General features: G+C 59.8%; 15 protein-coding genes. 8 read left to right on the forward strand and 7 right to left on the reverse strand.

The window, feature by feature from the left end; genetic code table 11:
• Nucleotides 1-194: 194 nt before the first annotated feature.
• From HMPREF3055_RS03205 to HMPREF3055_RS03225, 5 genes are all read right to left on the reverse strand, one after another.
• Nucleotides 195-665, reverse strand: coding sequence for a DUF4870 domain-containing protein (locus tag HMPREF3055_RS03205; protein ID WP_070634260.1), 471 nt, complete (start codon nt 663-665; stop codon nt 195-197).
• Between the two features lie 276 nt (nt 666-941).
• Nucleotides 942-2,126: a pyruvate ferredoxin oxidoreductase gene (locus HMPREF3055_RS03210; protein WP_070737908.1), complete on the reverse strand. Its 1,185-nt coding sequence runs from the start codon at nt 2,124-2,126 to the stop codon at nt 942-944.
• Nucleotides 2,127-2,309: 183 nt separating this feature from the next.
• Nucleotides 2,310-3,281 (reverse strand): hypothetical protein, encoded by a 972-nt coding sequence (locus tag HMPREF3055_RS03215; protein ID WP_070737911.1) that lies wholly within the window; start codon nt 3,279-3,281, stop codon nt 2,310-2,312.
• A gap of 99 nt (nt 3,282-3,380) precedes the next feature.
• Entirely contained in the window at nt 3,381-4,031 is a 651-nt protein-coding gene (locus HMPREF3055_RS03220; protein ID WP_070737914.1) for a hypothetical protein, read from the reverse strand.
• Nucleotides 4,028-4,735 (reverse strand): hypothetical protein, encoded by a 708-nt coding sequence (locus HMPREF3055_RS03225; RefSeq protein WP_152692146.1) that lies wholly within the window; start codon nt 4,733-4,735, stop codon nt 4,028-4,030. Before HMPREF3055_RS03225 ends, HMPREF3055_RS03220 begins: the two co-directional genes overlap by 4 nt.
• A 364-nt stretch (nt 4,736-5,099) precedes the next feature.
• Between HMPREF3055_RS03225 and HMPREF3055_RS03230 the strand changes: the two genes are divergently transcribed.
• The 6 genes from HMPREF3055_RS03230 (at nt 5,100) to nadE (ending at nt 19,597) form a co-directional block, all read left to right on the forward strand.
• Nucleotides 5,100-9,047 (forward strand): S8 family serine peptidase, encoded by a 3,948-nt coding sequence (locus tag HMPREF3055_RS03230; protein ID WP_246826883.1) that lies wholly within the window; start codon nt 5,100-5,102, stop codon nt 9,045-9,047.
• Between the two features lie 262 nt (nt 9,048-9,309).
• Nucleotides 9,310-13,296, forward strand: a complete 3,987-nt coding sequence (locus HMPREF3055_RS03235; RefSeq protein ID WP_070737921.1) for a S8 family serine peptidase — start codon at nt 9,310-9,312, stop codon at nt 13,294-13,296.
• Between the two features lie 361 nt (nt 13,297-13,657).
• Entirely contained in the window at nt 13,658-17,698 is a 4,041-nt protein-coding gene (locus HMPREF3055_RS03240; protein ID WP_070737924.1) for a S8 family serine peptidase, read from the forward strand.
• 95 nt (nt 17,699-17,793) lie between these two features.
• A complete protein-coding gene (locus HMPREF3055_RS09265) occupies nt 17,794-17,934 on the forward strand; it encodes a hypothetical protein (RefSeq protein ID WP_168165832.1) in 141 nt (46 codons plus the stop codon).
• Nucleotides 17,935-18,219: 285 nt separating this feature from the next.
• Nucleotides 18,220-18,471 carry a recombinase gene (locus HMPREF3055_RS03245; RefSeq protein WP_246826884.1) on the forward strand — a complete coding sequence of 84 codons (252 nt, stop codon included), beginning with the start codon at nt 18,220-18,222 and terminating at the stop codon, nt 18,469-18,471.
• Between the two features lie 292 nt (nt 18,472-18,763).
• Nucleotides 18,764-19,597 (forward strand): ammonia-dependent NAD(+) synthetase, encoded by an 834-nt coding sequence (gene nadE, locus HMPREF3055_RS03250; protein ID WP_070737927.1) that lies wholly within the window; start codon nt 18,764-18,766, stop codon nt 19,595-19,597.
• A gap of 103 nt (nt 19,598-19,700) precedes the next feature.
• Here nadE and HMPREF3055_RS03255 read toward each other — a convergent pair whose 3' ends face one another.
• Entirely contained in the window at nt 19,701-21,209 is a 1,509-nt protein-coding gene (locus tag HMPREF3055_RS03255; protein ID WP_070737930.1) for an MATE family efflux transporter, read from the reverse strand.
• A gap of 200 nt (nt 21,210-21,409) precedes the next feature.
• Nucleotides 21,410-23,050, reverse strand: a complete 1,641-nt coding sequence (locus tag HMPREF3055_RS03260; protein ID WP_070737932.1) for a Na+/H+ antiporter — start codon at nt 23,048-23,050, stop codon at nt 21,410-21,412.
• A 435-nt stretch (nt 23,051-23,485) separates the two neighbouring features.
• On the opposite strand from HMPREF3055_RS03260, the gene pdxS reads away from it, so the two are divergent.
• Both pdxS and pdxT read left to right on the forward strand, forming a co-directional pair.
• A complete protein-coding gene (gene pdxS / locus HMPREF3055_RS03265) occupies nt 23,486-24,391 on the forward strand; it encodes a pyridoxal 5'-phosphate synthase lyase subunit PdxS (RefSeq protein ID WP_005507298.1) in 906 nt (301 codons plus the stop codon).
• A 107-nt stretch (nt 24,392-24,498) separates the two neighbouring features.
• Complete coding sequence (gene pdxT / locus HMPREF3055_RS03270; RefSeq protein ID WP_049346512.1) at nt 24,499-25,137, forward strand: pyridoxal 5'-phosphate synthase glutaminase subunit PdxT; 639 nt, start codon at nt 24,499-24,501, stop codon at nt 25,135-25,137.
• The last annotated feature ends 82 nt before the right edge of the window (nt 25,138-25,219 follow it).

A 25,219-nucleotide genomic window follows, 5' to 3' on the forward strand; every position in this document is an offset into this window, starting at 1 on the left:
ACGGCGCGGCGGCGACCTACCGCCTCATGATCCGGGTAGGCATACCTCTTCTAATGATACCGTGCCCGTCCCTTTAAGTCCCGTGTGACGGGGCGGTAGGCGTTCCGGATCCGGTGCCGGTGAGCCTCACGGGGCACGGCGACGCCCCCATCCGATATTCGGACGGGGGCGCTACCGGTATGAGCTGATGAAGACTACTTGATGATCTCGATGAAGGTCATCGGGTAGGTGTACTGCTCACCGCGGTTTGCGGCCATAGCAGCCAGGCTGTGGAAGATAACCATCAGGATAGCCACAACCATCGGGACGACCCACAGGATGATGCCCAGGATGCCGAAGGTCAGAATAATCAGCAGCCAGGAAGCCATGCTGATGACCCACAGGGAGAAGTTGAAGTTGAACGCGCGGCGGGATGCTTCCTTAGTGAAGGAGTAACCGGGCTTGTCCTTGTAGATGAACCACATGACCAGCGGCGCGAGAATACTTGCGGATGCGAAGGACAGCAGAGACAGAATTGCAGAAGCCAGGTGCGCGAGCATCGCCATGTTCTGGTCGTCCTTGGAGGAGACTACGTAACCGTTGGGCTGCTGACCCGGCGCCTGCGAGTAGGAGGGTGCCTGCTGGGAGTACTGGTTGTACTGTTCAGGGTTCGGGTTCTGGGACATCGTTCTTTTCCTTAATCTATCGATGAGTGGATACAGCTAATCGTTGAGGTGCGGCGGCAGGCTAACTCGCCGTTCTCGGAGGGTGCCCGCCTCGCTCTACTTGGTCGCAACGCTCGTGATGGTTTCACCCTATCAAGGCAAAGTAAATGGAATATTAACCCTCGCCGGACAACAGACGAAGAAACCCGAATATGACACAAAAAGACGCCCCTGCCCCTCCACGCGGTGTTATGTACGTGGAGGGGCAGGTCGTTATACGGTGTGGGCTGGCCGAGGTTAGTCCTGTTTCTCTTCATCAGCGAGCGCAGGATGCGCGGCGGGCTTATGTAGTGCGGCAGCCTCGCGCTGTGCGGCGGCCTCGTGTAGCTTTGCGTGTTCTTGCTTTTTCAGAAACTCGTACACCGAGAAAGAATCCTCTTCTTCCTTCGTGAAGCCATTGACGCCCGTGTAGCCGTCCGGCAGGCGGTTGTACACGAGGTAGTACCAGAACTCGGCATGTGCCGTCTCTATTTTCTGGAGGAGTTCCCTCAGCTGATTCTTACGCTTCACCGCCTGAACAATACCCACAATCCATAGGATCGGCACCACAAACAACGATCCCACGCCGATAGTGATGAAGAAGAGCAGCATCGACATGCCAGCACTACTATCGAACATACTCACCAGAGGAACCAGCACAAACGGGTTCAGTATCAGCAGGACAATAAGCACGGTCTTCCAGAATGTGCGCTGACTCTCGATCTCTTCAATGTTGGAGCCAGCAAACGGATTATTGATGGGAACGTAGCCTACCGGCTGGATCATTGCTGCCCGCGATATGGGGTTCTCCTCAACCTTGACCGGGTTCAGGTGGGCAGCGCACGCCTGCATGGGTGCGGACTCGTCGTGGGAGCGGTCCAGTAGGCGCATTTCGATGAGTTTTGAGTCGGGGGTGCCGAAGAGCGGGTCGGGGATGACCGGCAGAATAGCGCCCGGTTGCAGACCGAGGTGTTCCAGCCGAACGTACTCGCCGTAGGCGTGCGTTGCCTGAGCCTGCTCTTGCTGAGCCTGTTCAGTGGAGGCGAGCGCTACCGGGTGGTTCGCCTCGTCGTCCTTGCGAGATTCGTGAGTATCTTCCGGGGTGTCTTCTGAGGTATCTTCTGAGGTGTCTTCCGGCTCGTCGATTTTGTCGGTGTCATGAGAGTCTTCGGGTTCGTCTTCTGAGTCTTTCCGCGCGGAGTCGTAGCGCTTGGGGGCACCCGGGTAGACGTATTCATAATCGGGGTCGGGGTGTTCTAGCTCTTCGTCGTCGGATTCTTCATATAGCTCAGCGTCTTCATTTTTCTGCGTCTGCTCGCCCATGAGTAGCGTCATGTATTCCGGGACGGACTGGTCGGTGTCCCAGAGGGGCTGGTACGCCTCGTCCTTCTTTGCAGTTTTCCTCTTTGCGGCTTCATTCTTTACAGCGGGGCGGTCTGCCATGGTCATCTCCTTTGTTTACCAGACATACTCCTAGTGGCACCACCGTACCAGCGTGCGCTGGGCAGTCCCTTGAAACCTGCCTGATAAAAGCTGAGAAAAAGCCCCCGACAAGCGCAAACATGCACGTGTTAACACTGCCGGGGGTTCAGCACCACTGGAGCCCAGGGACCCACGGAAAGTCGGCTACGATGCATCCGCTGAGTTTGGAACAGGGCTTGAGGTAGGGCTCGGGGCACTCGGCGGCTGAGGGGCTGGCACCACGGAAGACATCGAAGACGCCGCGCCCAGGATTCCCTGCATCTCCTCGGCATCCCTAGGCAGGCGGTCATACACCAGGTAGAACCAGAACGACCCAAGCGGCATAGCCTCCCACTTCAGTGCCCGGTACTTTCGGCTCACTCGGAGTAGCGCAAAAATCAGCGCACCAGCCCACAAGAACATGGGAAGACCCATCGTCAGCAGAGAAAGCATCAAGAAGTAGTAGAAGACATACCCACCGATCTGAGGGTCCCCTGTAACGGTAGCCAACAGAAGATAAGTCAGGGGATTAAACACCACACCCACGAAGAAGAGGGCAATGAGCTCAGGCCAGGCCTTCTTCCACAGGTCTGATCCGCGCACCTTGCCCGCAAGTGGGGTTGCTGAGATATACCCGATAGGTCGCGGAGTACCGACTACTTTCTCATCCATCCAGGCAGGAAAAGCGGTCGGCACCTGCCGGTGTGCAGATGCGCCAGCATCCGTGCCCATGGGGGACATGCGGCGCATCGTAGGGCCCGGGCGACCGTACAGCGGTCGGTTCAGCACCGGGTGCCCTGTCGCCGACGGGAAAAAGTTTGCAGCCTGCGCAGAGGGTGCGGGAGCAGAAACCGACAGAGCGGGCGCTGCAGAATCGGGCACAGCGGGACTGGGCGCTGTCAGGGCGGGTGTAACCATATCGGCAGGCGCGGATGCAGAACGAGCCTTCTGTATCGCCAGGACCTCCTTCACCGGCTCGGGAATCTCCCCGGTCGGCGCGGCAACCAGCGTTCCATGAAGCAGCAAAGCCGAGTAATCGGGGGCGGGCTGCCCCATATCCCACAGGGGCTGATACCTGCTATCGCTCTTCTCGGTTGGGTTCTGAGGGTTTTTCGGTGCTTCGCTATGCTCCGCCACGGTGGTCTCCTCCAATGCTTGTCTGCTGTTATGTGTCTGTTGTGTTATCTACACTGTGTGTTCAGTGCGCGGGGGCTATCCCCCAGCTACTATCGGCGGTCATGATTCCTCCTCATCGCGCGATTCAAAGATGCGGTGTAGCAACGCCGTGGCTGAACCACCGTCAAGCGGGGTGCACTCGTACACCTGCCGGAACTCAAGATCGTGCTGAATCTTGTGCTGCCCGATGAACAGGCGCATCGACTCGACGGCATCCTCAACGGCCTTCAGAAACTTTCCTGCACTGAGAAACAGCAACCAGATTCCTACAACGACCCCAACCAGAATCAGCGGCGGAAAGTAAAAGAACGGCGCGAAGATATTCATCAGCACCAGCTCCATGCCTTCACTGATTTCTATATGGCTCTGGGAGAGGAGCACCGGACTCACCAGCGCGATAAAAAGAGACGACCAGAACGCCATCCGCAGTACCGGTCCCAGCACATACAAGGTGAAGCCGTCCCAATCAGTGAAGAAGCCCTTCGCATCGAAGGTTTCGCGCGACTTCTCCATGGGAACATAGCCCACCACCTTGCCAACTTTCCAGGCAGATGACGTGCCCTCGGTCAGGATGCCCTGCACCTCTCCCCTGTCGATGCACCGCAGCCTCGGGCGGGGGCGACCGTGGATGACCTTCGGTGACATCAGCAGAACCGGCTCATCCGAGAACTCCAGCTGGTCCTCGATGGGCTGGTTGTTATTAGTGGTCATGACGACTCCTGAGAGCTCAATGCGGCATGTGTTTTTGGGCCAATAATTTTCTGATTGGGTTCTTCATCCAGCTCGTACCGGTACATGGAGCCCTTGTCGACAGGGCGGTTATACACGAGGAAAAACCAGAAATCCTCATAGGTCGTACCCTCACGCAACGCAGCACTAATCTTTCGTACTGCTTTACTCACCACAGAGATCAGCAAACCCGCCCAAAGAATAGGGATAAGCCAGAGAACTATAACGCCCCCAGAAAATACCAGGAAGAGAACGATTGTTTCGAGGAATTCAGTGTCTGTAGCACGGGAATTAAAGAGCAAAGAAGCGAGCGTAAACGGGTTCAGCAGAATCACCAGGAGAACCACAACCAAGGACTCCAGACAAGGCCAAATCGCCCTGGTGTACCGCACGTTTTTCAGCTGTTCACTCAGCGGAACATAGCCCACCGGGTGTTCCGGGCCAGCCAAGATTTTCTCGACGATTTTCCGTTGCGGGCCTATCCCGTCGGGGAGGTGCTGCTGAATGGCGACCGCGCTCATCTGCCCCTGATGACCGGAGGGGTCGTTGAGCAGTTTCATGGGAATTAGGAGGGGGCCCGGTCGACCGTACTGCGGGACCGGTTCGACCTCCAGCGCGCTGCCGGCTGCCAGCAGGTGGGAGCTGTGCATGACAGACTCTTTCGGGGAAATGCGTCGTTTGACCATGGTTCGACCCTCCCTATCCCATCATTTTTGATAGATGTTCAATAGATGGTTTTACAGTAACAACCGAACCTGAAAAGAACCTGAGCCCAAATGCAAATGAAAAACGTGAAAAAGAAAAGGGTCGAACATGTCCACAATTTGATGCATTTAGGAGTAATAAACGCTTCACAAGCCATTTTGAGGTGTATCCTAGTTCACATCTAGTGTGTTCAAGTTCAGCTGGAACCCACCAGAACAACACCACAAGCCTCCCAGAAACACTCCGGGAGCCAAGCAAAGGAGCACCGTGACACACACCGCCTCCCCAACCCCCCGCGGCCGGTCGCATCGACGCCGAATCGGCAGCGGGCTACTCACCCTCAGCATGGCACTGAGCCCCCTCGCAGCCCTGGGCACCACCGCCCACGCCGCGGAAGACCCCGACGCCGTCAAGCAGGTACTCAGCGAAAGCATGAAGAACGCCAGCGGCACCGTCACCGCCTTCGTCCGCTTCAAGGGTAAGGGCGCCTTTGAACAGACCCAGCCCGCAGGCGTACGCGCCGGCACGCAGGCACCCGTCAACACCAGCTCGCAGGTGCAGGCAATCGCCTCCCAGGTGCAGAGCCAGGCACAGCAGGTCAGCAGCCAGTCCGGCGCGCAGGTCCTCTACACCACCCACAACGCAGTACGCGGCGTGGCAGTGCGCGGTGACGCCGAGTCCATCAAGGCACTCGCCAACCGCTCCGACGTAGAGAAGATCTCGCCCATCCTGCCCAAGTACCGCCAGAACGCGGGCGCCGCCATTGACGCAGGCTCCCTCGCCACCTGGACCGGCACCACCAACCCCGCTGGCGCGGGCGGATACACCGGCAAGGGCGTGAAGATCGCCGTCATCGACTCCGGCATCGACTACACCCACACCGACTTCGGCGGTAGCGGCAAGCTCGAAGACTACGAGAAGGCATCCAAACTCACCGAGCTGCCCTCCGCAGACTCCGGACTCATCAACCGCACCAAGGTTGCTGGCGGCTACGACCTCGTTGGTGACGCCTACGACGGCAGCAACACCGCTGTTCCCGACGGCAACCCGCTCGACTGCACCACCGGCGGCCACGGCACCCACGTGGCGGGCACCGCGGCAGGCTACGGCGTGAACGCCGATGGCACCACCTTCACCGGCGACTACAGCAAGCTCACCGCAGAGCAGCTCAAGACCATGAAGATTGGCCCCGGCGTCGCCCCCGACGCTGAAATCTACGCCTTCCGCGTCTTCGGCTGCAGCGGTAGCACCAACGTCGTTATCGAGGCGCTCGACCGCACTCTTGACCCCAACGGTGACGGCGACTTCTCCGACCGCGTGAACGTGGTCAACATGTCCCTCGGCGGCGAATTCTCCCCGCAGGACGACCCCGAAGCCTACGCCGTTGACGCGCTCACCCGCGCCGGCGTGCTCTCCGTGATCTCCGCGGGTAACGCCAACGACTACAGCCTGCGCGGCGACACCTACTCCAACTCCGGTCACCCCGCCACCGCAGCCAGCGCAATCACCGTAGCGAACGCCTACGGCTCCACCCGCGCCGTCGATGCGGCAGAGCTGACCGACCCCGCCACCGGCACCACCCGCAAGGTACGCGGCGACTACAGCGTCTCCTACCCCTGGGCACAGGCGGGCACCAAGGAATTCACCGGTGAACTCACCGCAATCTCCGAGAACAACCGCTACGCCTGCAACGCCCTCAGCGCCACCGAAGCGGCAGCTGTAAAGGGCAAGTGGGTGCTCATCGACTGGGCTAAAGATGACGGTGAACTCGCCTGCGGCTCCAAGGTGCGCTTCGACAACCTGGAGGCGGCAGGCGCCAAGGGCGTGCTGCTTGCAGGCAACGACGAAGAACCCGGCCTGGGTATTGCCGGTAACGACACCCTGCCCGGTTTCCGCCTGGCAGCATCCGCCGCTAAGGACCTGCGTGCACAGATCACCGCAGCAGAAGCGGCAGGTAAGCCCCTGACCGTGCGCCTCGGCAACGAGCTGAAGTCCTCCCTGCGCGTGGACACCGACAAGCTGGATCAGCTGAACCCCATGAGTGCCCGCGGCTTCCACGGCAGCTACGGCTACACCAAGCCCGACATTGCGGCACCCGGCTCGTACATCACCTCCGCGGCGGTGGCAACCGGTAACAACTCCGTGACCTTCAGCGGCACCTCCATGGCGGCACCCTACGTGACCGGCTCCGCTGCCCTGGTCATGCAGAGCCACCCGACCTACACCCCCGCACAGGTCAAGTCCGCCCTCATGAACACCGCAACCCACGATGTGCGCACCGAATCCGGTGCCGCATACGCGGTGGACCGTGTGGGCGCCGGACGAGTCGACACCCTCGCTGCCGTGCAGTCGAAGTCCCTCGTCTACAACGCTGACAAGAGCGGCACCGTGTCCCTGAGCTTCGGCGTGCTCGAGTACGCACCGGATGCTGGCGTTCAGACCCTCACCCGCGAGGTGACGGTCGAGAACACCGACTCCGTGGCGCACACCTACGCCCTGTCCTACGCTGAAAGCACTAATATTCCCGGCGTGGAATACTCCTTCCCCTCCGCGGTCACCCTCGCACCCGGTGAAACTAAGAAGTTCGAAGTCACCGTGCGCATCGACCCGTCCAAGCTGGAGAAGACCCGCGACGCAGCAATGGACACCACCCAGAACGCAACTGACTACTACACCGGCAACGAAATCGTTCCCGAACAGTACCGTCAGTACATTGCCAGCGCATCCGGCCGACTCGTCCTCACCGAAGACGGCACCAAGGCACTGCGCCTGCCCGTTCACGTAGCCCCCAAGCCCGTGAGCACCATGCACGCTGCCGAAGACACCGTCACCTTCACCCAGAAGCCCTCCAGCGACGAGGCTCAGAAGGCAGACACCGGCTGGACCAAGTCCCAGATTTCGCTGCGCGGCACCGAGGTCAACCAGGGCGGCTACCGCTCCCTGCTTGGCGCTTTCGAGTACGGTGCGAGCGTGGACCGTGTAGCTCCCACCTCCCTGTCGCTGAACAGCAACGTTAAGGCGAACCTGCAGTACGTCGGTGCTTCCTCGGATGCGCCCGCACTGAAGGCAGCCGGCGGCAACGCTGATGACGGCACCCTGCGCTTCGGTATCTCCACCTGGGCGAACTGGGATGTTGTCTCCTACGAGAACACCTTCACCGTAGAAATCGACACCGACGGCAACAACCGCGCCGACTACAAGCTGGTCACCGACCGCGCTAAGGGCCTGGACTACCCGCTGGTTCGCCTCTACGGCTACAAGAACGGCAACCTCGTCGAGCTCGGCTACTACCCGCTCAACGGCGCCTGGGGTGATGTGGACACCAACATGATGGACACCAACACCCTCATCATGAGTGCACCCCTCAAGGACCTGGGCCTGACCAGCGCAAACAACCCGGACATCCAGTACCGAGTCAGCGCAACCACCCAGTACGAGTGGGGTAACGTCAGCGAAACCGGTTGGATCAAGTACCGCCCCTTCAGCCCCAAGCTGTGGTTCAGCGGCGACTCCTCCGCCGTGGCTGGCCTCCACCCGGATGCCTCCAGCACCACCCTGACGGCGCACCGCTCCGCTGACGCAATCCCCGCGCTCGGCGAATCCGGTACCCCCGCCAAGGCGCTGTTGCTGCACCTGCACAACGGCACCGGCGACCTCTCCGGCACCAACGGCGCCAAGGGCAACCGCGCCGAGGTGCTGAACATCAAGGAGCAGCAGACCGAGTACATCACTCCGTCCCGCTTCACCGATGTGAAGAACGGCGACCAGTTCTACACCGAGATCTCTTGGTTGGCTCAGCGCGGCATCACCACCGGCTACCCGGACGGCACCTACCGCCCGCTGGAGTCCGTGGAACGTGGCGCAATGGCGGCGTTCTTCTACCGCATGCAGGGTTCCCCGCAGTTCACTGCCCCCTCCACTCCGAGCTTCAAGGACGTGCCCACCACGCACCCCTTCTACAAGGAGATTGAGTGGATGAAGGCTCAGGGCATCACCACCGGCTACTCGGACGGCACGTTCCGCCCCTCCGCACCGGTGAACCGTGACGCCATGGCTGCGTTCTTCTACCGTGCAGCGGGTTCCCCGCACGTGGATCTGCCCGCGACCAGCCACTTCAGCGATGTTTCCACCGATAACCAGTTCTACCGTGAAATCACGTGGCTGGCTTCGAAGGGCATCAGCACCGGCTGGCCGGACGGCACCTACCGCCCGGTGACCCCCATTGCGCGCGACGCAATGGCGGCGTTCATCTACCGCTACACCGAGAAGGTCGCTAACCAGGCCGGCCGCTAGACGGTAGCTAACCGGTAGCGAACGGTTCGGGTCCCCTCCCACCTCCTGCCCCCTCCTACCCCTACATGGAGGTGGGAGGGGCACCCGGAACCGGCAGGATCCGGGGCCTGAAAATCCCGGAACCTCTCAAGTTTTGGTGGCGGTTTCACCGGCGGATGCACTCACTCGTCGTCTGCCGGTGGGGCCGCCTCCGCGTATCACCGATACACAACCACAGAGCACACAGCACTATCGAAAAATAGAAAATCCGAAGGAGGATTCCATGACCACGCCTCATGCGCCACGCCGCAGAATGAAGGCTGTCGGTGCGACCGGTTTGAGTGCGGCTCTTGCCCTTACTCTCGGCGTTCCCGCCACTTTCTCTGCAGCTCACGCTCAGAGCCCCCAGCAGGTCGAAGGAAGCACTGCGAGCGCATCCGGTGACGCTGCCTCGCGTATCAGCCCGGGCCTGCAGAAGGCTGAAGGCCAAATCACCGTGTATGTGCAGTTCAAGGGCAAGGGCGCGTATGAGCAGACCCAGTCCGCGGCTGTTCTGGCACGTAAGGAGGCGCCGGCGAACCGTCAGGCGCAGGTGCAGGCTATTGCAGCTCAGGTGCAGTCGCAGGCTCAGTCTGTGGCGGCTGCTTCTGGCGCGAAGCTGATGTACACCACGCATAATGCGATGCGTGGTGCGGCGATTACTGGTGATGCTGCGCAGATTCGTGCGTTGGCGGAGCGCCCGGATGTGGAGCGTATTTCGCCGATTATCGCGAAGGAGCGTATGAACTCCGGTAGCGAGATTGATACGAAGACTCTTGCCACGTGGACTCGTGAGAATACGGGGTACACGGGTAAGGGCGTGAAGATTGCGGTTGTTGACTCTGGTGTTGACTATACGCACGCTGATTTTGGTGGCCCCGGTACGGTGGATTCGTACCTGAAGGCTAAGGCGATGACGGAGCTTCCGTCCGCTGATTCGGGTCTGATTGATCGTAATAAGTTCATTGGCGGCATTGACTTGGTCGGTGATGACTACAATGCGTCGGTGGCTGAGAAGTCGACTCCGCAGCCGGATAATAACCCGCTGGATTGCCGCCCGGATGGTTTCGGTTCTGGCGGTCACGGCACGCACGTGGCGGGTACTGCCGCCGGTTATGGTGTGACGGCGAACGGTACGACTTACCGTGGCGATTACAAGAACCTGACGGAGGAGCAGCTGAAGGGCATGTCCATTGGCCCCGGTACTGCTCCTGAGGCTCAGATTTTGGCGATTCGTGTGTTCGGTTGCTACGGCAATTCGAGTGTTGTGATGAAGGCGCTCGATACCGTGATGGACCCGAATGGTGACGGTGATTTCTCTGACCGCGCCGACATTGTGAACCTGTCGCTCGGTGGCGAGTTCGCCCCGGCTGACGACCCTGAGTCGTACATGATTAATACGATGGCGCGCCAGGGTGTGTTCACTGTGGCTGCTGCCGGTAACGCCAATAACTACAACGGTGTGGGTGACACCTACTCCGATTCGGGTAGCCCCGCGAATGCGGCTGCGGCGCTGTCTGTGGCGAATGCTTACGGTTCCACTCAGCCGATTGACCGTGTCCGCGCGACCACGAAGACTGGTTTGGAGTGGTTGCAGGGTGATTATTCGGTGAACTTCGATTATTCGAAGGCGTCCGCTGATCAGCTGCGCGGCGAGGTTGTTGCCGCACCGAAGCGTAACCGTTACGCTTGCGAGGCTTTCACCGCTGAAGAGGCGAAGGCTTTGAAGGGTAAGTGGGTTTACTTCGAGTGGGATCAGGATGATTTGACGTTCCCGTGCGGTTCGAAGGTGCGTTTCGATAACGTTCAGGCTGCCGGCGGTGTTGGCGTGGTGATGGCCGGTAAGGCTGAGCGCTACACCATCGGCATTGGTGGTAATGCGACCATTCCGGGTCTGCGTCTGACTGCTTCTTCGACGAAGGACCTGGAGAAGGCTCTGGCTGCCGGTCCGGTGACCGTTGAGATGAACCTGGATTACAAGGCTTCGGGCCGCGGTCCTCACTCGCACGCTTTTGATTTGAATTCCTCGAGTGCTCGCGGTCAGCACGGTTCTGATGGCTTCATTAAGCCTGACCTTGCGGCACCGGGTACTGAGATTGTCTCTGCCGCTGTGGGCACGGGTAATAAGGGTGTTTCCTTCACCGGTACCTCCATGGCGACCCCGCATGTTGCCGGTGTTGCCGCTCTGGTGATGCAGGCGCATCAGGATTACAACCCGCAGATGATTAAGGCTGCGCTGATGAACGGCGCGTCCACCCCGATCAAGAATGAGCAGGGTGCGCAGTACGCGGTGGATCGTGTGGGTACGGGCATGGTGAATGCTCGCGCCGCCGTGGACGCGAAGGTTATCGCGTACGATGCGAAGACCCCCGAGCGTGTTTCGACCGCGTTTGGCGTGCTGGAGTACACCCCCGATTCGGGTATTCAGACTGTCCAGCGTGAAATCGTGCTGGACAACACCGATTCGCAGGCTCACACCTACACCCTGAGCTACGAGGCAAGCACGACCATCCCGGGTGTGGAGTACTCCTACCCGCAGCAGGTGAGCGTGGGTGCCGGTGAGCGTAAGAACGTAACCGTGACCGTGCGTATTGACCCGTCCAAGCTGGAGAAGACCATGGACCCGGCGATGAGCGCCGACCAGGTCGCTCAGGACTGGACGACCGGTAAGACTCTGGCTGCTGGTAAGCGCCAGTACATTGCGAGCGCTTCTGGTCGCCTGATTTTCTCTGAGAATGGTCGCGAGGCAATCCGCCAGTCGATTCACGTAGCACCGAAGCCCGTCTCGAAGATGCGTGTTGATGCCTCCCGTATTGATTACAAGGGCGTCTCCGATAAGGAGTCCACGGTGACTCTGCGCGGTACGACCCTGAACCAGGGCGGTTACCGTTCGCTGCTGGGTGCGTTTGAGCTGGGTGCGGTCAGTGACCGTATTCCGTCCGGTCAGCTGAAGCTGCCGTCGAACCAGGCTGTTGACCTGCAGTATGTGGGTGCATCCTCGGATGCTCCGGCGTTGAAGGCTGCCGGCAAGAACCCGAACGATGGTTCTCTGTTCTTCGGTATTTCGACCTGGGGCACCTGGGATAGCATGCACTGGGGCCGTCAGGTACAGGTGCAGATTGATACGAATAACGACTCCGCCGCAGATTACGTTCTGGAGGTGACCCGCGAGAAGGGTCTGGACTACCCGCTGGTGAAGGTCTGGTCCATCTCCGGTAACGCATCCACCGTGGTGGCTCGCTACCCGCTGAACAGCGCCTGGGGCGACACCGACACCAACATCATGGACACCAACACCATGATTCTGGGTGTACCGCTGAAGGACCTGGGCCTGACCGCTGAGAAGGCTCAGAGCATCAAGTACACGGTGCAGACCGACACCTGGTACAACGATGGCAACCCCTACGTGGACACCACCTCGGCTATCGAGTACTCCCCCTTCAACCCCGGTGTTTGGTTCACCGGTGAGGAGTCGGGCGTGCCCGGCCTGTTCGTGGACCGTGACGGCGGTCAGCTGACCGTTCACCGCAAGAACAACAACAAGGAGCGTCAGGCTCTGTTCCTGCACATGCACAACGCGACCGGTGACCTGAGCGGCCGTAAGACCGCTAACGGTGTTGCCGCTGGCGACCGTGCGCAGATCGTGAAGGTGGCGCGTACCATCCACGATGCACGTTTCACCGACGTTCCGGCGGATAACCAGTTCTACCGTGAAATCACGTGGATTGCTGCCCGTCAGATTGACCGCGGCTACCAGGACGGCACCTTCCGCCCGCTGAACAACATGGACCGCGCAACCATGGCTGCGTACTTCTACCGTATGAGCGGCTCGCCGCAGTACACCGCACCGTCCACCCCGAGCTTCTCGGATGTTCCGCTCAACCACCCCTACTACAAGGAGATTGAGTGGATGAAGGCTCAGGGCATCACGACCGGCTGGCCCGATGGTACCTACCGTCCGGAGGGTTCGGTGAACCGTGACGCGATGGCTGCGTTCTTCTACCGTTACGCGGGTTCGCCCGAGTACACTGCCCCCGCGCAGGCTCGTTTCACGGACGTTCCGACCGACAAGCAGTTCTACCGCGAGATTTCGTGGCTGGCTGAGCAGGGCGTGACCACCGGCTGGCCCGATGGTTCGTTCCGCCCCGTGGAGCCGGTGCACCGCGACGCTATGGCGGCGTTCGTGTACCGCTACAGCACGGGTGTGCTGAAGGAAAGCCCTGAAATTTAGGGTTCCGGAATCTAAGAACCTATAGGTTCTACCGAGGGAGCCGTACCGTTGCAGTTTATCTGCGGCGGTGCGGCTCCCTTTTTCTGTGGTTGGGTGCTTTGTTATTTACGCGTAATGTTCCGTAATACGAGTCTGACTAGGTTATATAAAGAATCGTTGAGACAATAAGTGAAGGTTTCTTCACCATCGGCATGAACCTTGACGTTCACGCCGCATGGACACACTGGAGGCGCACTGGAAACACAGTGCAGACGCACCGTAGCACTCTCGGTGCAGAACCCCCTCGGCGTAGAACTCTCCGCGCAGAACCTCGGTGCAGAAACCGCTAAGAAACGCACCATCACTAAATAAGGAGCATTCAGTGGCAACCTTCCCTGAAGCTACCCCCGCGCGAGCCACCCGGCACACACAGCCGGGTCGCCTCAAGCAGCTGGCACGCGGCTGCGGCGCACTCACCCTGGGGCTCACCCTCGGGCTGACCGCCCTGCCGTTCGGTACCGCTGCCTACGCGGCACCGGGCGTAGTACGCGGCACAGACCGGGACGCACCCCACCAGAACACCGGCACCGGCGAGAACAACAACGAAGTTCTCTCCCCCAGCCTGGACGGCGCCACCGGCGAACGCGCCGTGTTCGTCCGATTCAAGGGTCAGGGTGCGTACGCCCAGACCCAGCCGGACGCGGTCCGCTCCCGCGCGCAGGCGCCCGTCAACGCGCAAGCACAGGTGCAGGCAATCCGCGCCAGCGTGCAGCAGCAGGGCGCCTCCGCGGCGAAGGAATCCGGCGCGCAGGTCCTGTACACCACCCACAACACGATGCGCGGCGTGGCGCTCTACGGTAACGTCGAGCAGATTCGTGCGCTCGCGAACCGCGACGATGTGGAACGCATCAGCATCATTGAGGACATGGCACCGCAGAACAGCGGCACCCTCATTGATACGGACACGCTCTCCGTGTGGGCGAAGAGCCCGGCGAACCCCGCTTCCACCGGCTACACCGGCAAGGGCGTGAAGATTGTCGTGCTCGATACCGGTATCGACTACACACACGCCGATTTGGGTGGCCCCGGCACGCAGGAAGCCTTCGAGAAGGCGAAGGCTTCCGACACGATTCCCGAGGGCTCCTACGATCCGAAGAAGTTCCTCGGCGGCTACGACCTGGTCGGCGACGACTACAACTCCGGTAAGAAGGAAACCTCCACGCCCCACCCGGATAACAACCCGCTCGACTGCGGCGGCCACGGTAGCCACGTGGCGGGCACCGCGGCTGGTTACGGCGTGAACGCGGACGGCAGCACCTTCCACGGCGACTACTCCAAGCTCACCGAAGAGCAGCTCAACAACATGAAGATTGGCCCCGGCTCCGCGCCGGACGCCCAGCTGATTGGCCTGCGCATTTTCGGTTGTAAGGGTACCACCGCGTTCGTCCCCAAGGGCCTGGACCGTGTGCTCGACCCCAACGACGACGGCGACTTCTCGGACCGCGCCGACATCGCGAACCTGTCGCTCGGCAACGAGTTCGGCGTGTTCGATGAGACCGTGAACTACGCGGTCGGCTCCCTCTACCGCGAGGGCATCCTCTCCGTGGTTGCGGCGGGTAACGCCAACAACTACAACGCCGTGGGCGACACCTACTCCAACTCGGGCGGCCCCGGCACCAGCGCCTACGGCCTGACCGTGGCGAACTCCATCGGCTCGACCCAGCTGGTGGACCGCGTGAAGATTCTCGCCCCCGCGAACGAGGCGGACACCTACGGCGACTACTCGGTGAGCTTCGACTATTCGAAGGCGACCGAGGAGCAGCTGCGCGGCACCGTGGTGCGTGCCGCCTCCCGCAACCGTTACGCCTGCGAGGCGTTCACCGAAGAGGAAGCCGCAGCACTGAAGGGCAAGTGGGCTCTCATCGACTGGGCGGACGCTGACGGCACCGCCCCCTGCGGTTCGAAGGTACGCTTCGACAACCTGCAGGCGGCGGGCGCGACCGGCGTGGTGCTCACCTCGAACACTGAGGTCGGTGACACCGCTATCGGCGGTAACTCCTCCATTCCGGGCGTGCGCCTGGCAAAGAGCCAGGTGGAGCGCCTTTCCGCGCAGATTGATTCGGGTGAGCTGACCCTGCAGCTCGGCGAGAACCTGCGCGACTCGATCCGCGTGCCCAACGGCAAGCTGGATCAGGCGAACACCTCCACCGCGCGTGGCCTGCACGGTTCGCACGGCATCACCAAGCCGGACGTTGCGGCACCGGGCACGAACATTTCCTCTATCGAGGTTGGTAGCGGCACCGGTTCGAGCGTGAAGACCGGTACGTCCATGTCCACGCCCTTTGTTGCCGGTGTTGCGGCGCTGATCATGCAGGCGCACCCGGAGTACGGTCCGCGCATGCTGAAGACCGTCATCATGAACACCGCCGACCACCACATGCAGGACGCCTGGGGCAACCCCTACGCGGTGGACCGTGTGGGTACCGGCCGCATCAACACCCCGGCTGCTGTAGCCGGCAAGGTGCTGCTGTTCAACGCGGCACGCCCCGAACAGGTTTCGGACACTTTCGGCGTGCTCGAGTACACCCCGAACGCCGGTGTGCAGACCCTGCAGCACCGCGTGAGCGTTGAGAACACCGACTCGGTGGCGCACACCTACACCCTGAACTATGAGGGCAGCACGAGCATCCCGGGTGTGGAGTTCTCCTACCCGCAGTCCGTGTCTGTGGGTGCCGGTCAGACCGCAACGTTCACCGTGACGGTGCGCATTGACCCGTCGAAGCTGGAGAAGACTCGCGACCCGTCCATGTACCCGACCCAGGATTCGGTGAACTACTCGACCGGTGCGGTCACTATTTCGGGTGCCCGCCAGTACATTGCGAGCGCTTCGGGCCGCCTGATCCTGACCGATGCTGACTCTTCGGTTGCGGTGAAGACCCTGCGCATGCCGCTGCATGTGGCACCGAAGCCTGTCTCCGCGATGCGTGTGGCTGGCTCCGATATCGCCTTCGATGCGGAGGGTTCCGGCGCGACCGAGCAGACCCTGACCCTGCAGGGTACCGCAGTGGATCAGGGCGGTTACCGCTCCCTGCTGGGTGCCTTTGAGCTGGGCGCTTCGAGCCCGCGCATCCCGACCGCGAAGCTGGGTGTGGGTTCGGATTCCCGCATGGACCTGCAGTATGTGGGTGCCACCTCGAACGTGGCGGCGTTGAAGGCTGCCGGTGCGGACACCTCGCAGGCGCACCTGTCCTTCGGTATTTCCACCTGGGGTAACTGGCAGGAGGTGACCCCGCGCGGCACCTACTACGTGTTCGTTGACACCGACAAGGACGGCACGAGCGACTACCGCCTGCAGACGGTGCGTGAGAAGGGCCTGGACTACCCGCTGGTGAAGGTTTCTAAGCGCAGCAACGGCAAGTGGCAGGCAATTGAGAACGCCCTGTACCCGCTGAACGGCACCTGGGGTGATACGGACACCAACATCATGGATTCGAACACCCTGGTGATGACTGTTCCGCTGAGCGTTCTGGGCCTGGACCCGAACGCCGAATCCACCGAGATTTCGTACTCGGTGACCACTTCGAGCGCGTTCTCCGCAACGACCGTGGTTGATACGACTGATTCGGTGGTGTTCAACTATGCGGCGCCGAAGCTGTGGTTCAGCGGCGAAGAGGCGGGCGTGCCGAACCTGTTCGTGGACGCGCCGGAGGCTCAGCTGGTGGCGCACCGTAACGGCGACGCGAAGAACGTTTCTGCACTGTTCCTGCACATGCACAATGCAACCGGCGACCTGTCCGGTACGAACGGTGCTGCGGGTGAGCGTGCGCAGGTTCTGCGTGTCTCGTCGAACTCTGAGGCTACCGCCGCGAGCGCGCACTTTACGGATGTTCCGGCGGACTATCCGTTTGCAAACGACATTAACTGGCTGGCTCAGCGTCGTATTACGACCGGCTACCCGGACGGCACGTTCCGCCCGAACGGTTCGGTGGAGCGCGGCGCGATGGCGGCGTTCTTCTACCGTATGGCGGGTTCGCCGCAGTTCACTGCGCCGAGCACCCCGAGCTTTAAGGATGTGCCGCGTGATCACCCGTTCTTCAAGGAGATTGAGTGGATGCGTGCCCGCGGTATTACGACCGGCTGGTCGGATGGTACGTTCCGTCCGAATGCTGCGGTGAATCGTGATGCTATGGCGGCGTTCTTCTACCGTTTTGCGGGTTCACCGGCGTATTCTGCTCCGGTGGCGTCGCCGTTTAGTGACGTGTCGGCCGGTAGCCAGTTCTATCGTGAGATTTCGTGGTTGGCTGAGCAGCGTATTACGACTGGTTGGGCTGATGGTTCGTTCCGTCCGGTTCAGCCGATTGAGCGTGGCGCGATGGCGGCGTTCTTGCACCGCTATAACGTGCGTGTACTGAATAACCGCTAGTCGGATGCGGATGTGAGGGCCGTGTCGGAGTGGAGTTTTCTGCCCCGGCACGGCCTTTTCTGTGGGCTGTTATGTCTGCGGCGTAGACTTAACTTATGCGTGAGTTACAGGTTCAGAACGGCGAGGATGAGACGCTGTCAGCTACTCGGGATGTCCTCGACCAGGAGGAGCTTCTGAACGCGGCGGTGGACTTCGTTGATCGCTATGAGAGCGTCTTTGAACATCTAAGCCGCTGATATTCCTTCGAAAGAAATACCCCCGGTAAACACCACAAGCCCTTAAACCCACATAAACCCAAGAAATTTTTATGAAAATATTTTATGAAAACCATAGAAAAGCACAAAATCAAACATATTTCAATGTAGTGCAATATGTGATATTTTCAACAGTATTTTTCCTGGATTAATCCACTCCAAATCTGCTAATCTATGAAACACAACACACCGTTAATTTTTCGATTTATTATTAGGAGGAAATTATGTCTAATATTTTTTCCAATCTTCGTTGGGGCGTTGATACTCATGGCAAAAAATAAAGAAGCCCTCTACGACGAGCTTGTTGACATACAGAACAAGATTGATCACCACCCAATGATTTCTGGGCCTCACGCCGAAGCTAGTAGCCTTGTTGAAATCATGAAAGAACAGGGTTATTCACATGAAGAGATTGAAAAATCCCTCAAAGACCAAGGACTTCCAAGTATTGTCGATATTGGCAAAAATACTATTAGCGGGATGTTTAGCCTTTGGTGGCTTAACTATAAAAAAAAATAATATAGAGGCGTCAATCGAAAAAATCTCCCGCAAGGAAGATCGTCGAAAAAATTAATACACCTAAAATGATTTAATACTATTAGGGATGTAATTTATTTTTTGACGCCATTCTCATTCTAGCTAAATACCCCCGGCGGATGCTGTACGCGTCTGCCGGGGGTATTTGCTTGCCTCACCCTGCCCGAGGTGGGCTAGTTAGCGCGGGCGGGTCTGAACGCACCGTGTGGAACACTACCTCGCCTCCCTCGGCGGTTCACCGCACGGGCTATAAGGTGGAGCGTACACTTAAGTCATGCGTGAATTACAGGCACAGATCATCCGTGAAATGGGCGTCAAGCCCAACATGACCGAAGAGCAGGCACGCGAAGAAGTGGAGCGCCGCATCCAGTTCATCTGCGACTACCTGGAAGCCACCGGAAGCCGCGGCCTGGTACTGGGCATCAGCGGCGGTATCGACTCCACCCTGGCGGGTCGCCTCTGCCAGCTGGCGGTGGACCGCCTCAACGAGCGTGGCCGCACCACCGAGTTCGTGGCGGTGCGCCTGCCCTACCGTGTGCAGCACGACGAAGAGGACGCGCAGGAGGCGCTGCGTTTCATCCAGCCCACCCGCTCTCTGACCTTCAACATTGCGGAGGCTGTCGACGGTTTCGACACCGCCTACACTGACGCAACCGGCGAACAGATGAGCGACTTCAACAAGGGTAATGTGAAGGCGCGCGCCCGCATGATCGCCCAGTACGCGATTGCTGGCGGCCCCGGCTACCTGGTGGTGGGTACCGACCATGCGGCGGAGTCCATTACGGGTTTCTTCACGAAGTTCGGTGACGGCGGCGCGGACCTGCTGCCGCTGGCTGGCCTGAATAAGCGCCAGAACCAGCTGCTACTGCGTGTTTTGGGTGCGTCTGAGCGTCTGTGGGCTAAGCCGCCGACGGCTGACCTGCTGGACGGCGTGCCCGGCCGTACCGATGAGGATGAGCTGGGCCTGACGTACCCGCAGATTGATGATTACCTGGAGGGTAAGGAAATCGACGAGGCGGCAGCTGCGAAGCTGGAGCAGATTTACCTGCGTAGCCGCCATAAGCGCACTACTCCGGTGACGATTTTTGATTCCTGGTGGAAGAACTAGCGTCAAAACACTAGCGCCTCAACCGGCGTAAGAACTAACGTAAAAGCCCTGAACTCCCTTGGTGGGAGTCCGGGGCTTTTACTATGCTTTCGCAGACCGAGGACTACGCCTTCTGCTCGGGCTGTGCGCCAGAAATCTGGGCAGCCTGAGCGTCAGACTCCTCAGAACCTTCAGCTTCTACCTCAGGCTCAGCGGGCGGTACCTTCGAGCCGCCCGTAGCAAGGAACAGCACCAGGCCCAGCGCGCAGGCGAGCACCTGGGTGAAGGGGAACGCCCAGGTCAGGCCCTTAAAGCCGAACCACATGTTGCCGAAGTACACGGCGGGGAAGAACAGCAACGCAATACCGATGGTCATCAGCATTGCCGGGCCGCCCTTACCGGACGCCTGGAACCAAGACACAAACACGATGCTGACCGCGTTGAACACGGCGGCGAGCATGAGCGCGATCATGACCTCTTCGCCGGTGTCGATGAGGCTTGCATCGCCAACCACGGCGAGCAGTTCACGGCGGAAAATCAGCACCGGAATGGTGATGATCGCGGAGGTCGCCACGGACAGGATCGTTGCGGTGCGCAGCGCCTCCTTCACGCGGGCGCCGTTGCGGGCACCGTACGCGTAGGCGTACAGCGGGATACCGCCCATACACAGGCCCATGCACAGCATTTCGGGCACCATGTTCAGGCGCATTGCCAGGCCGAACGCCGCGACGGTGTCGTCACCGTAGGAGGCGGCGAGGTTGTTCAGCAGCAGGGCGGCGAAGATCAGGTTGAGGCTCTGAATGAGCTCAGCGGCACCGACCGCGACCACGGGCTTGATAATGGCGGGGTCGAGGGAGAAGTCGCGGATATTCGCGGAGAAGTTCTCGCTCTGACGCATCAGGAACAGCAGGTAGTACAGCATGGATGCGCCGTTCGCCAGCAGCATCGCCCAACCGGCACCGGCGACGCCCATGCCCATGATGGCGATGAACAGCACGTCGAAGATGCAGGTGACGACGGTGCCGACGATGATGCCGTACATGGACTGCTTGGCGTAGCCTTCGGATCGGACGAGCTGTTCGAGGGTGAACATACCGATAGCGAGGGGCGCGCCGAGGAACATGAGGTGCACGTAGATGCGGGTCGGTTCGTAGGAGCCGCCGGATGCACCCATGATGCTGGTAATCGGGTCGGCGAGGATGAAGCCGATAGCCGCCGCGACGATACCGGCACCGAGCGCCGAGTAGAGGGCGAAGGAGGTGACGCGGTGAATTTCGTGGGCGGGCTGGCCTTCACCGAGCTTGCGGGAGGCGAGGGTTGAGGAACCCAGGCCGAACAGGCCTGCGATCGCCATGATGACGCCGAAGACGGGCACGCCGTAGCTGGTGGCGGCGAGGTCTTCGGTGCCGCCGTAGTGGCCGACGAAGTAGGAGTTCACCACGTTGTAGATGCTGGTGATGGCGAGGCCGAGCGCCATGGGCACGCCGAGGGAGAGGAGCGCCTTGAGGATGGGGGCGTCTTTGAGCAGGTAGATGTTCTGGGGGTCTTCGCTTGCGCCGTGGGGACCGTGCGGGCCGTGTCCTGCGGGTGCGCCGTTTTTGGGCGCGTTGTTTTCAGTCTGCTGAGGTGCCATAGATTCCTGTGGTTCTAGTCTGTGTTGTGTCCGGTGCGCGGTAAGAAGCGTGGTCCGCACAAAAAACGGGCTAGTGTATTGTACCGTCTACACGTAGGGGTGGGTCTAGAGGTTTGGACATAAAAGTAACGAGGCGCCCCTCCCCCGCTGTTCGGGGTAGGGGCGCCTCGCCTCATACGTATCGCATGTAGGAGTGTGAGCTATTCGAGCTCAACCGGACCAAGCACGCGAACCTCCTCAATATCCAGGATTTCCTGAATCGCGTGGAGCACATTCGTGTCGATTATGCGCTCATTACGCAGGCGCTTGAGCACGCTGCGTTGCTTCTCCAAATGCCGCAGGCGCAGCTCTTTCTCAAGGTCGCCCGCTTCAATAATGCGGCGGGCTTCTTCCGGCGCATTCGCACCGTCTTTACGAACAGTGTGCAGGTTGCGGTGTATACTCGCGTTGTACATCTGTTCGTCGGCAATGCGGTCGATAATCCACTGTGGTGCACCAATTTCCTGGCCGATCTCAGCCACAGAGTCGAAGGACTCGGCAATGATCGTGCGGATTGCTTCATTAATCTCATCTTCTTCGGTGGTATCAACCGGAATTTTCGCCCACCTAATAACGAGCGGCAGGAGCATCCCCTGAACCACCATCGACAGCAGAACCACGCCCGCAACAACAAAGATAATAAAGTCACGCGCGGGAACATCAGTCGGCACGGAGAGAGCCACCGCGAGGGAAACACCGCCGCGCAGTCCCGCAAAAGTGTTCACTACACGACCACGGAAAGTTGTGCGCAGCTGCCTCTGCTTTTCTGAACGGTCAAGGGCACGAATAATACCAATCGAGATGTGCAGGAAGATAAAACGCACCGCAATGGAAACGAGCCATGCCACCACAATCACGGCGAACGTCAAAGCCCACGCATAGTTGTATTCACGAAGAACATCATCCACAGGCGCTGTGGCGCTGGGCAGCTGAACACCCACGAGCACGAAGAGCGCACCGTTCATGACATAGGAGACAAACGACCAGATGGGCAGACCGTAGAAACGGTTTTGGGGTTTGATGGTATCCGGTCCGCGATAGGTCAGGTAGAAAGCGGCGACCACCACAGCCACCACTCCGGAACCTTTCATGCCCTCAAAAGGCTCGATCTCTTCAGCCAGGAAGAAAGCAATAAACGGCACGGTAAACATGAACACGCTGAAGTTCATGGGGTTGCCGATGTGCGCACGCAGCTTATCTACACCCCATCCGACGGCCAGGCCAACGAGAGTTCCAATCAGGAACGAGAAGAAGAACATTCCGGATGCAGTCCCCAGGGTAAGTTCATGACCACCCGCAAGCTGCAGGGCGAGTGCGAAAAGAACTAGGGTGGTGCCGTCGTTAATGAGTGCTTCCGCTTTAAGGGTGGTGATGGAAGATTTGGGGAGTTTGCCGTTGAGCGTTGCCACGGCCACAGCATCGGTGGGGGCGAGCGCCACACCGATAATCAGCGCCACATGCCACAGGTAGACGCCCATAAATGTGTGAAGCACCCAGGCGATAACGAACGCCGTGAAAATTACGAGCACCGTGCCCGAGAGCAGAATGCCGCGCAGACGAGCGCGCGCTTCACGCCATGAGGTGTTGCGGGCTTCCCAGAAGAGCATGATGGGCAGGAAGATTTCGAGGATGACGTGCGGCGGCAGGCCGATACTCTGAACTTCGTGCAGTTCGTGGGCGGGCATAATGCCGATAGCCAGGCCAATGAATATCAGCACAATGGCGGGGGTTATCCGTATTTTATGGGCGAGGATATTACCCAGAAGAATCGCCAGCGATAGGGCAATGATGACTTCAAGCAATTTGGTGTGTTCCTTTTGGATGTGGCGGCTGGTTCATGGTGTGCGTCTGATAGACGGCTGATGTCCGCGAGTGTGCGGGTGCCAGGGTGCCCAAAATGTTTTGCTCGTTCCCTGGGCCGTGAGGCTTCCGCGTGGGGACGAGTGCGGGCGTAGCTTCTGTATTTTACCGTTGTTCAGTGCGGGTGGGTGGATGTTTACCCTGAGCAAAACCTTGCCTTATGGCCGCTCGGGATGTGAGTTTATGGGAGGCGACCTGCGTGCATCCGGCGGGTCTGCTCAGCCGGGCCTGCTCAGCCCATGAACCGCCCTACTCTAACCGCTTTTCATGACGTTTTGTGTCGTTCTGACGTGAACTTGGGGTCGTACTGTGTCAGAGAACAGAAAATCCGACCCCGTGAGTGCGCGCGAACACTCAGAACGTGAGAAGATAAGGTCATGACTGATAACAACACCGTAACCGGCAGCCCGCTTGTTAAGCGCGGCCTGGCCGACATGCTCAAGGGCGGCGTCATCATGGACGTCGTCACCCCCGAACAGGCTAAGATCGCTGAAGATGCTGGCGCTGTTGCCGTCATGGCTCTCGAGCGCGTGCCCGCGGATATTCGTGCGCAGGGCGGCGTGGCTCGTATGTCTGACCCGGACATGATTGAGGGCATCATTGATGCTGTTTCGATCCCGGTCATGGCGAAGGCACGCATCGGCCACTTCGTTGAAGCTCAGATCCTGGAGACCCTGAAGGTCGACTACATTGACGAGTCCGAGGTTCTCTCCCCCGCTGACTACGTGAACCACATTGATAAGCACCAGTTCAAGGTGCCTTTCGTGTGCGGTGCTACCAACCTGGGTGAGGCTCTGCGCCGTATCACCGAGGGTGCCGCTATGATCCGTTCGAAGGGCGAGGCTGGCACCGGTGACGTCTCTGAGGCGACCAAGCACATCCGCACCATTAAGCGTCAGATTGCTGAGCTGCAGGGCCTGTACAACACCATGCCCGATGAGCTGTACGTGAAGGCTAAGGAACTGGCTGCACCGTACGAGCTGGTTCGTGAGGTTGCTCAGACCGGTAAGCTGCCCGTGGTGATGTTCACCGCTGGTGGTGTGGCTACCCCCGCTGACGCTGCGATGATGATGCAGCTGGGTGCTGACGGCGTGTTCGTTGGCTCCGGTATTTTCAAGTCGGGCGACCCGGTTGCTCGTGCGAAGGCTATCGTGAAGGCTACCGCGTTCTACAACGACCCGGAGAAGGTTGCTGAGGCTTCTCGCGGCCTGGGTGAGGCTATGGTCGGCATTAACGTTGCTGACATTCCGGCACCGCACCGCCTGGCGGAGCGCGGCTGGTAATTCGTGCGCGCACCCCGTCTGTGGGGTGAGTGTTTGATGAGGGGGTGGGGTTCGCTGAGGCGGGTCCCACCCCTTCTTGTTTTGTTGTTTTTGTGAAGGGAGCGGTGATGGTTGAGAAGGTTCAGCCTACCGGTGTTTTGCCGGGTGAGGGTTTGACGGTTGGTGTTTTGGCGTTGCAGGGCGGCGTGAGTGAGCATGCGGAGATGCTGGAGTCTTTGGGCGCTCAGGTGCGTTGGGTGCGTACTGGTGAGCAGCTTGAGGGTCTGGATGCGTTGGTTTTGCCGGGTGGTGAGTCGTCGACGATTGACCGTTTGACCCGTATTTTTGGTGTGCGTGAGCCGCTGATTGAGGCGATTTCTTCGGGTCTGCCGACTCTGGGTACCTGTGCTGGCCTGATTATGTTGTCGGAGCGTATTGATGATCCGGCGCCGGGTCAGCAGTCGCTGGGTGTTTTGGATGTTTCCGTGGGTCGTAATGCGTTTGGTTCGCAGGTTGATTCTGCGGAGGTGCGTCTGCCGTGGCTGACCCCTGCCGGTGATGAGGTGGTTATTGATACGGCGTTTATTCGTGCGCCGATTGTGACTGGCACTGGTGAGGGTGTGCAGGTGACGGCTCGTCATGAGGGGAAGATTGTGGGTGTGCGTTCGGGCAACCTGATTGGTATTTCTTTCCACCCGGAGGTTACGGGCGATACGACGGTGCATGAGGAGCTACTGGCTCTGGCACGCGAGGTGAAGGGCAAGTAGCCCCTCCCCCAAAAAATAAGCCCGGTAATGACCGTTTAAAGAGTTGTGGCGATGACCGTTGTTCGGTCACCGCCACAACTGT

The organism is Rothia sp. HMSC061C12 (assembly GCF_001815755.1).
Taxonomy (GTDB): Bacteria; Actinomycetota; Actinomycetes; order Actinomycetales; family Micrococcaceae; genus Rothia; species Rothia mucilaginosa.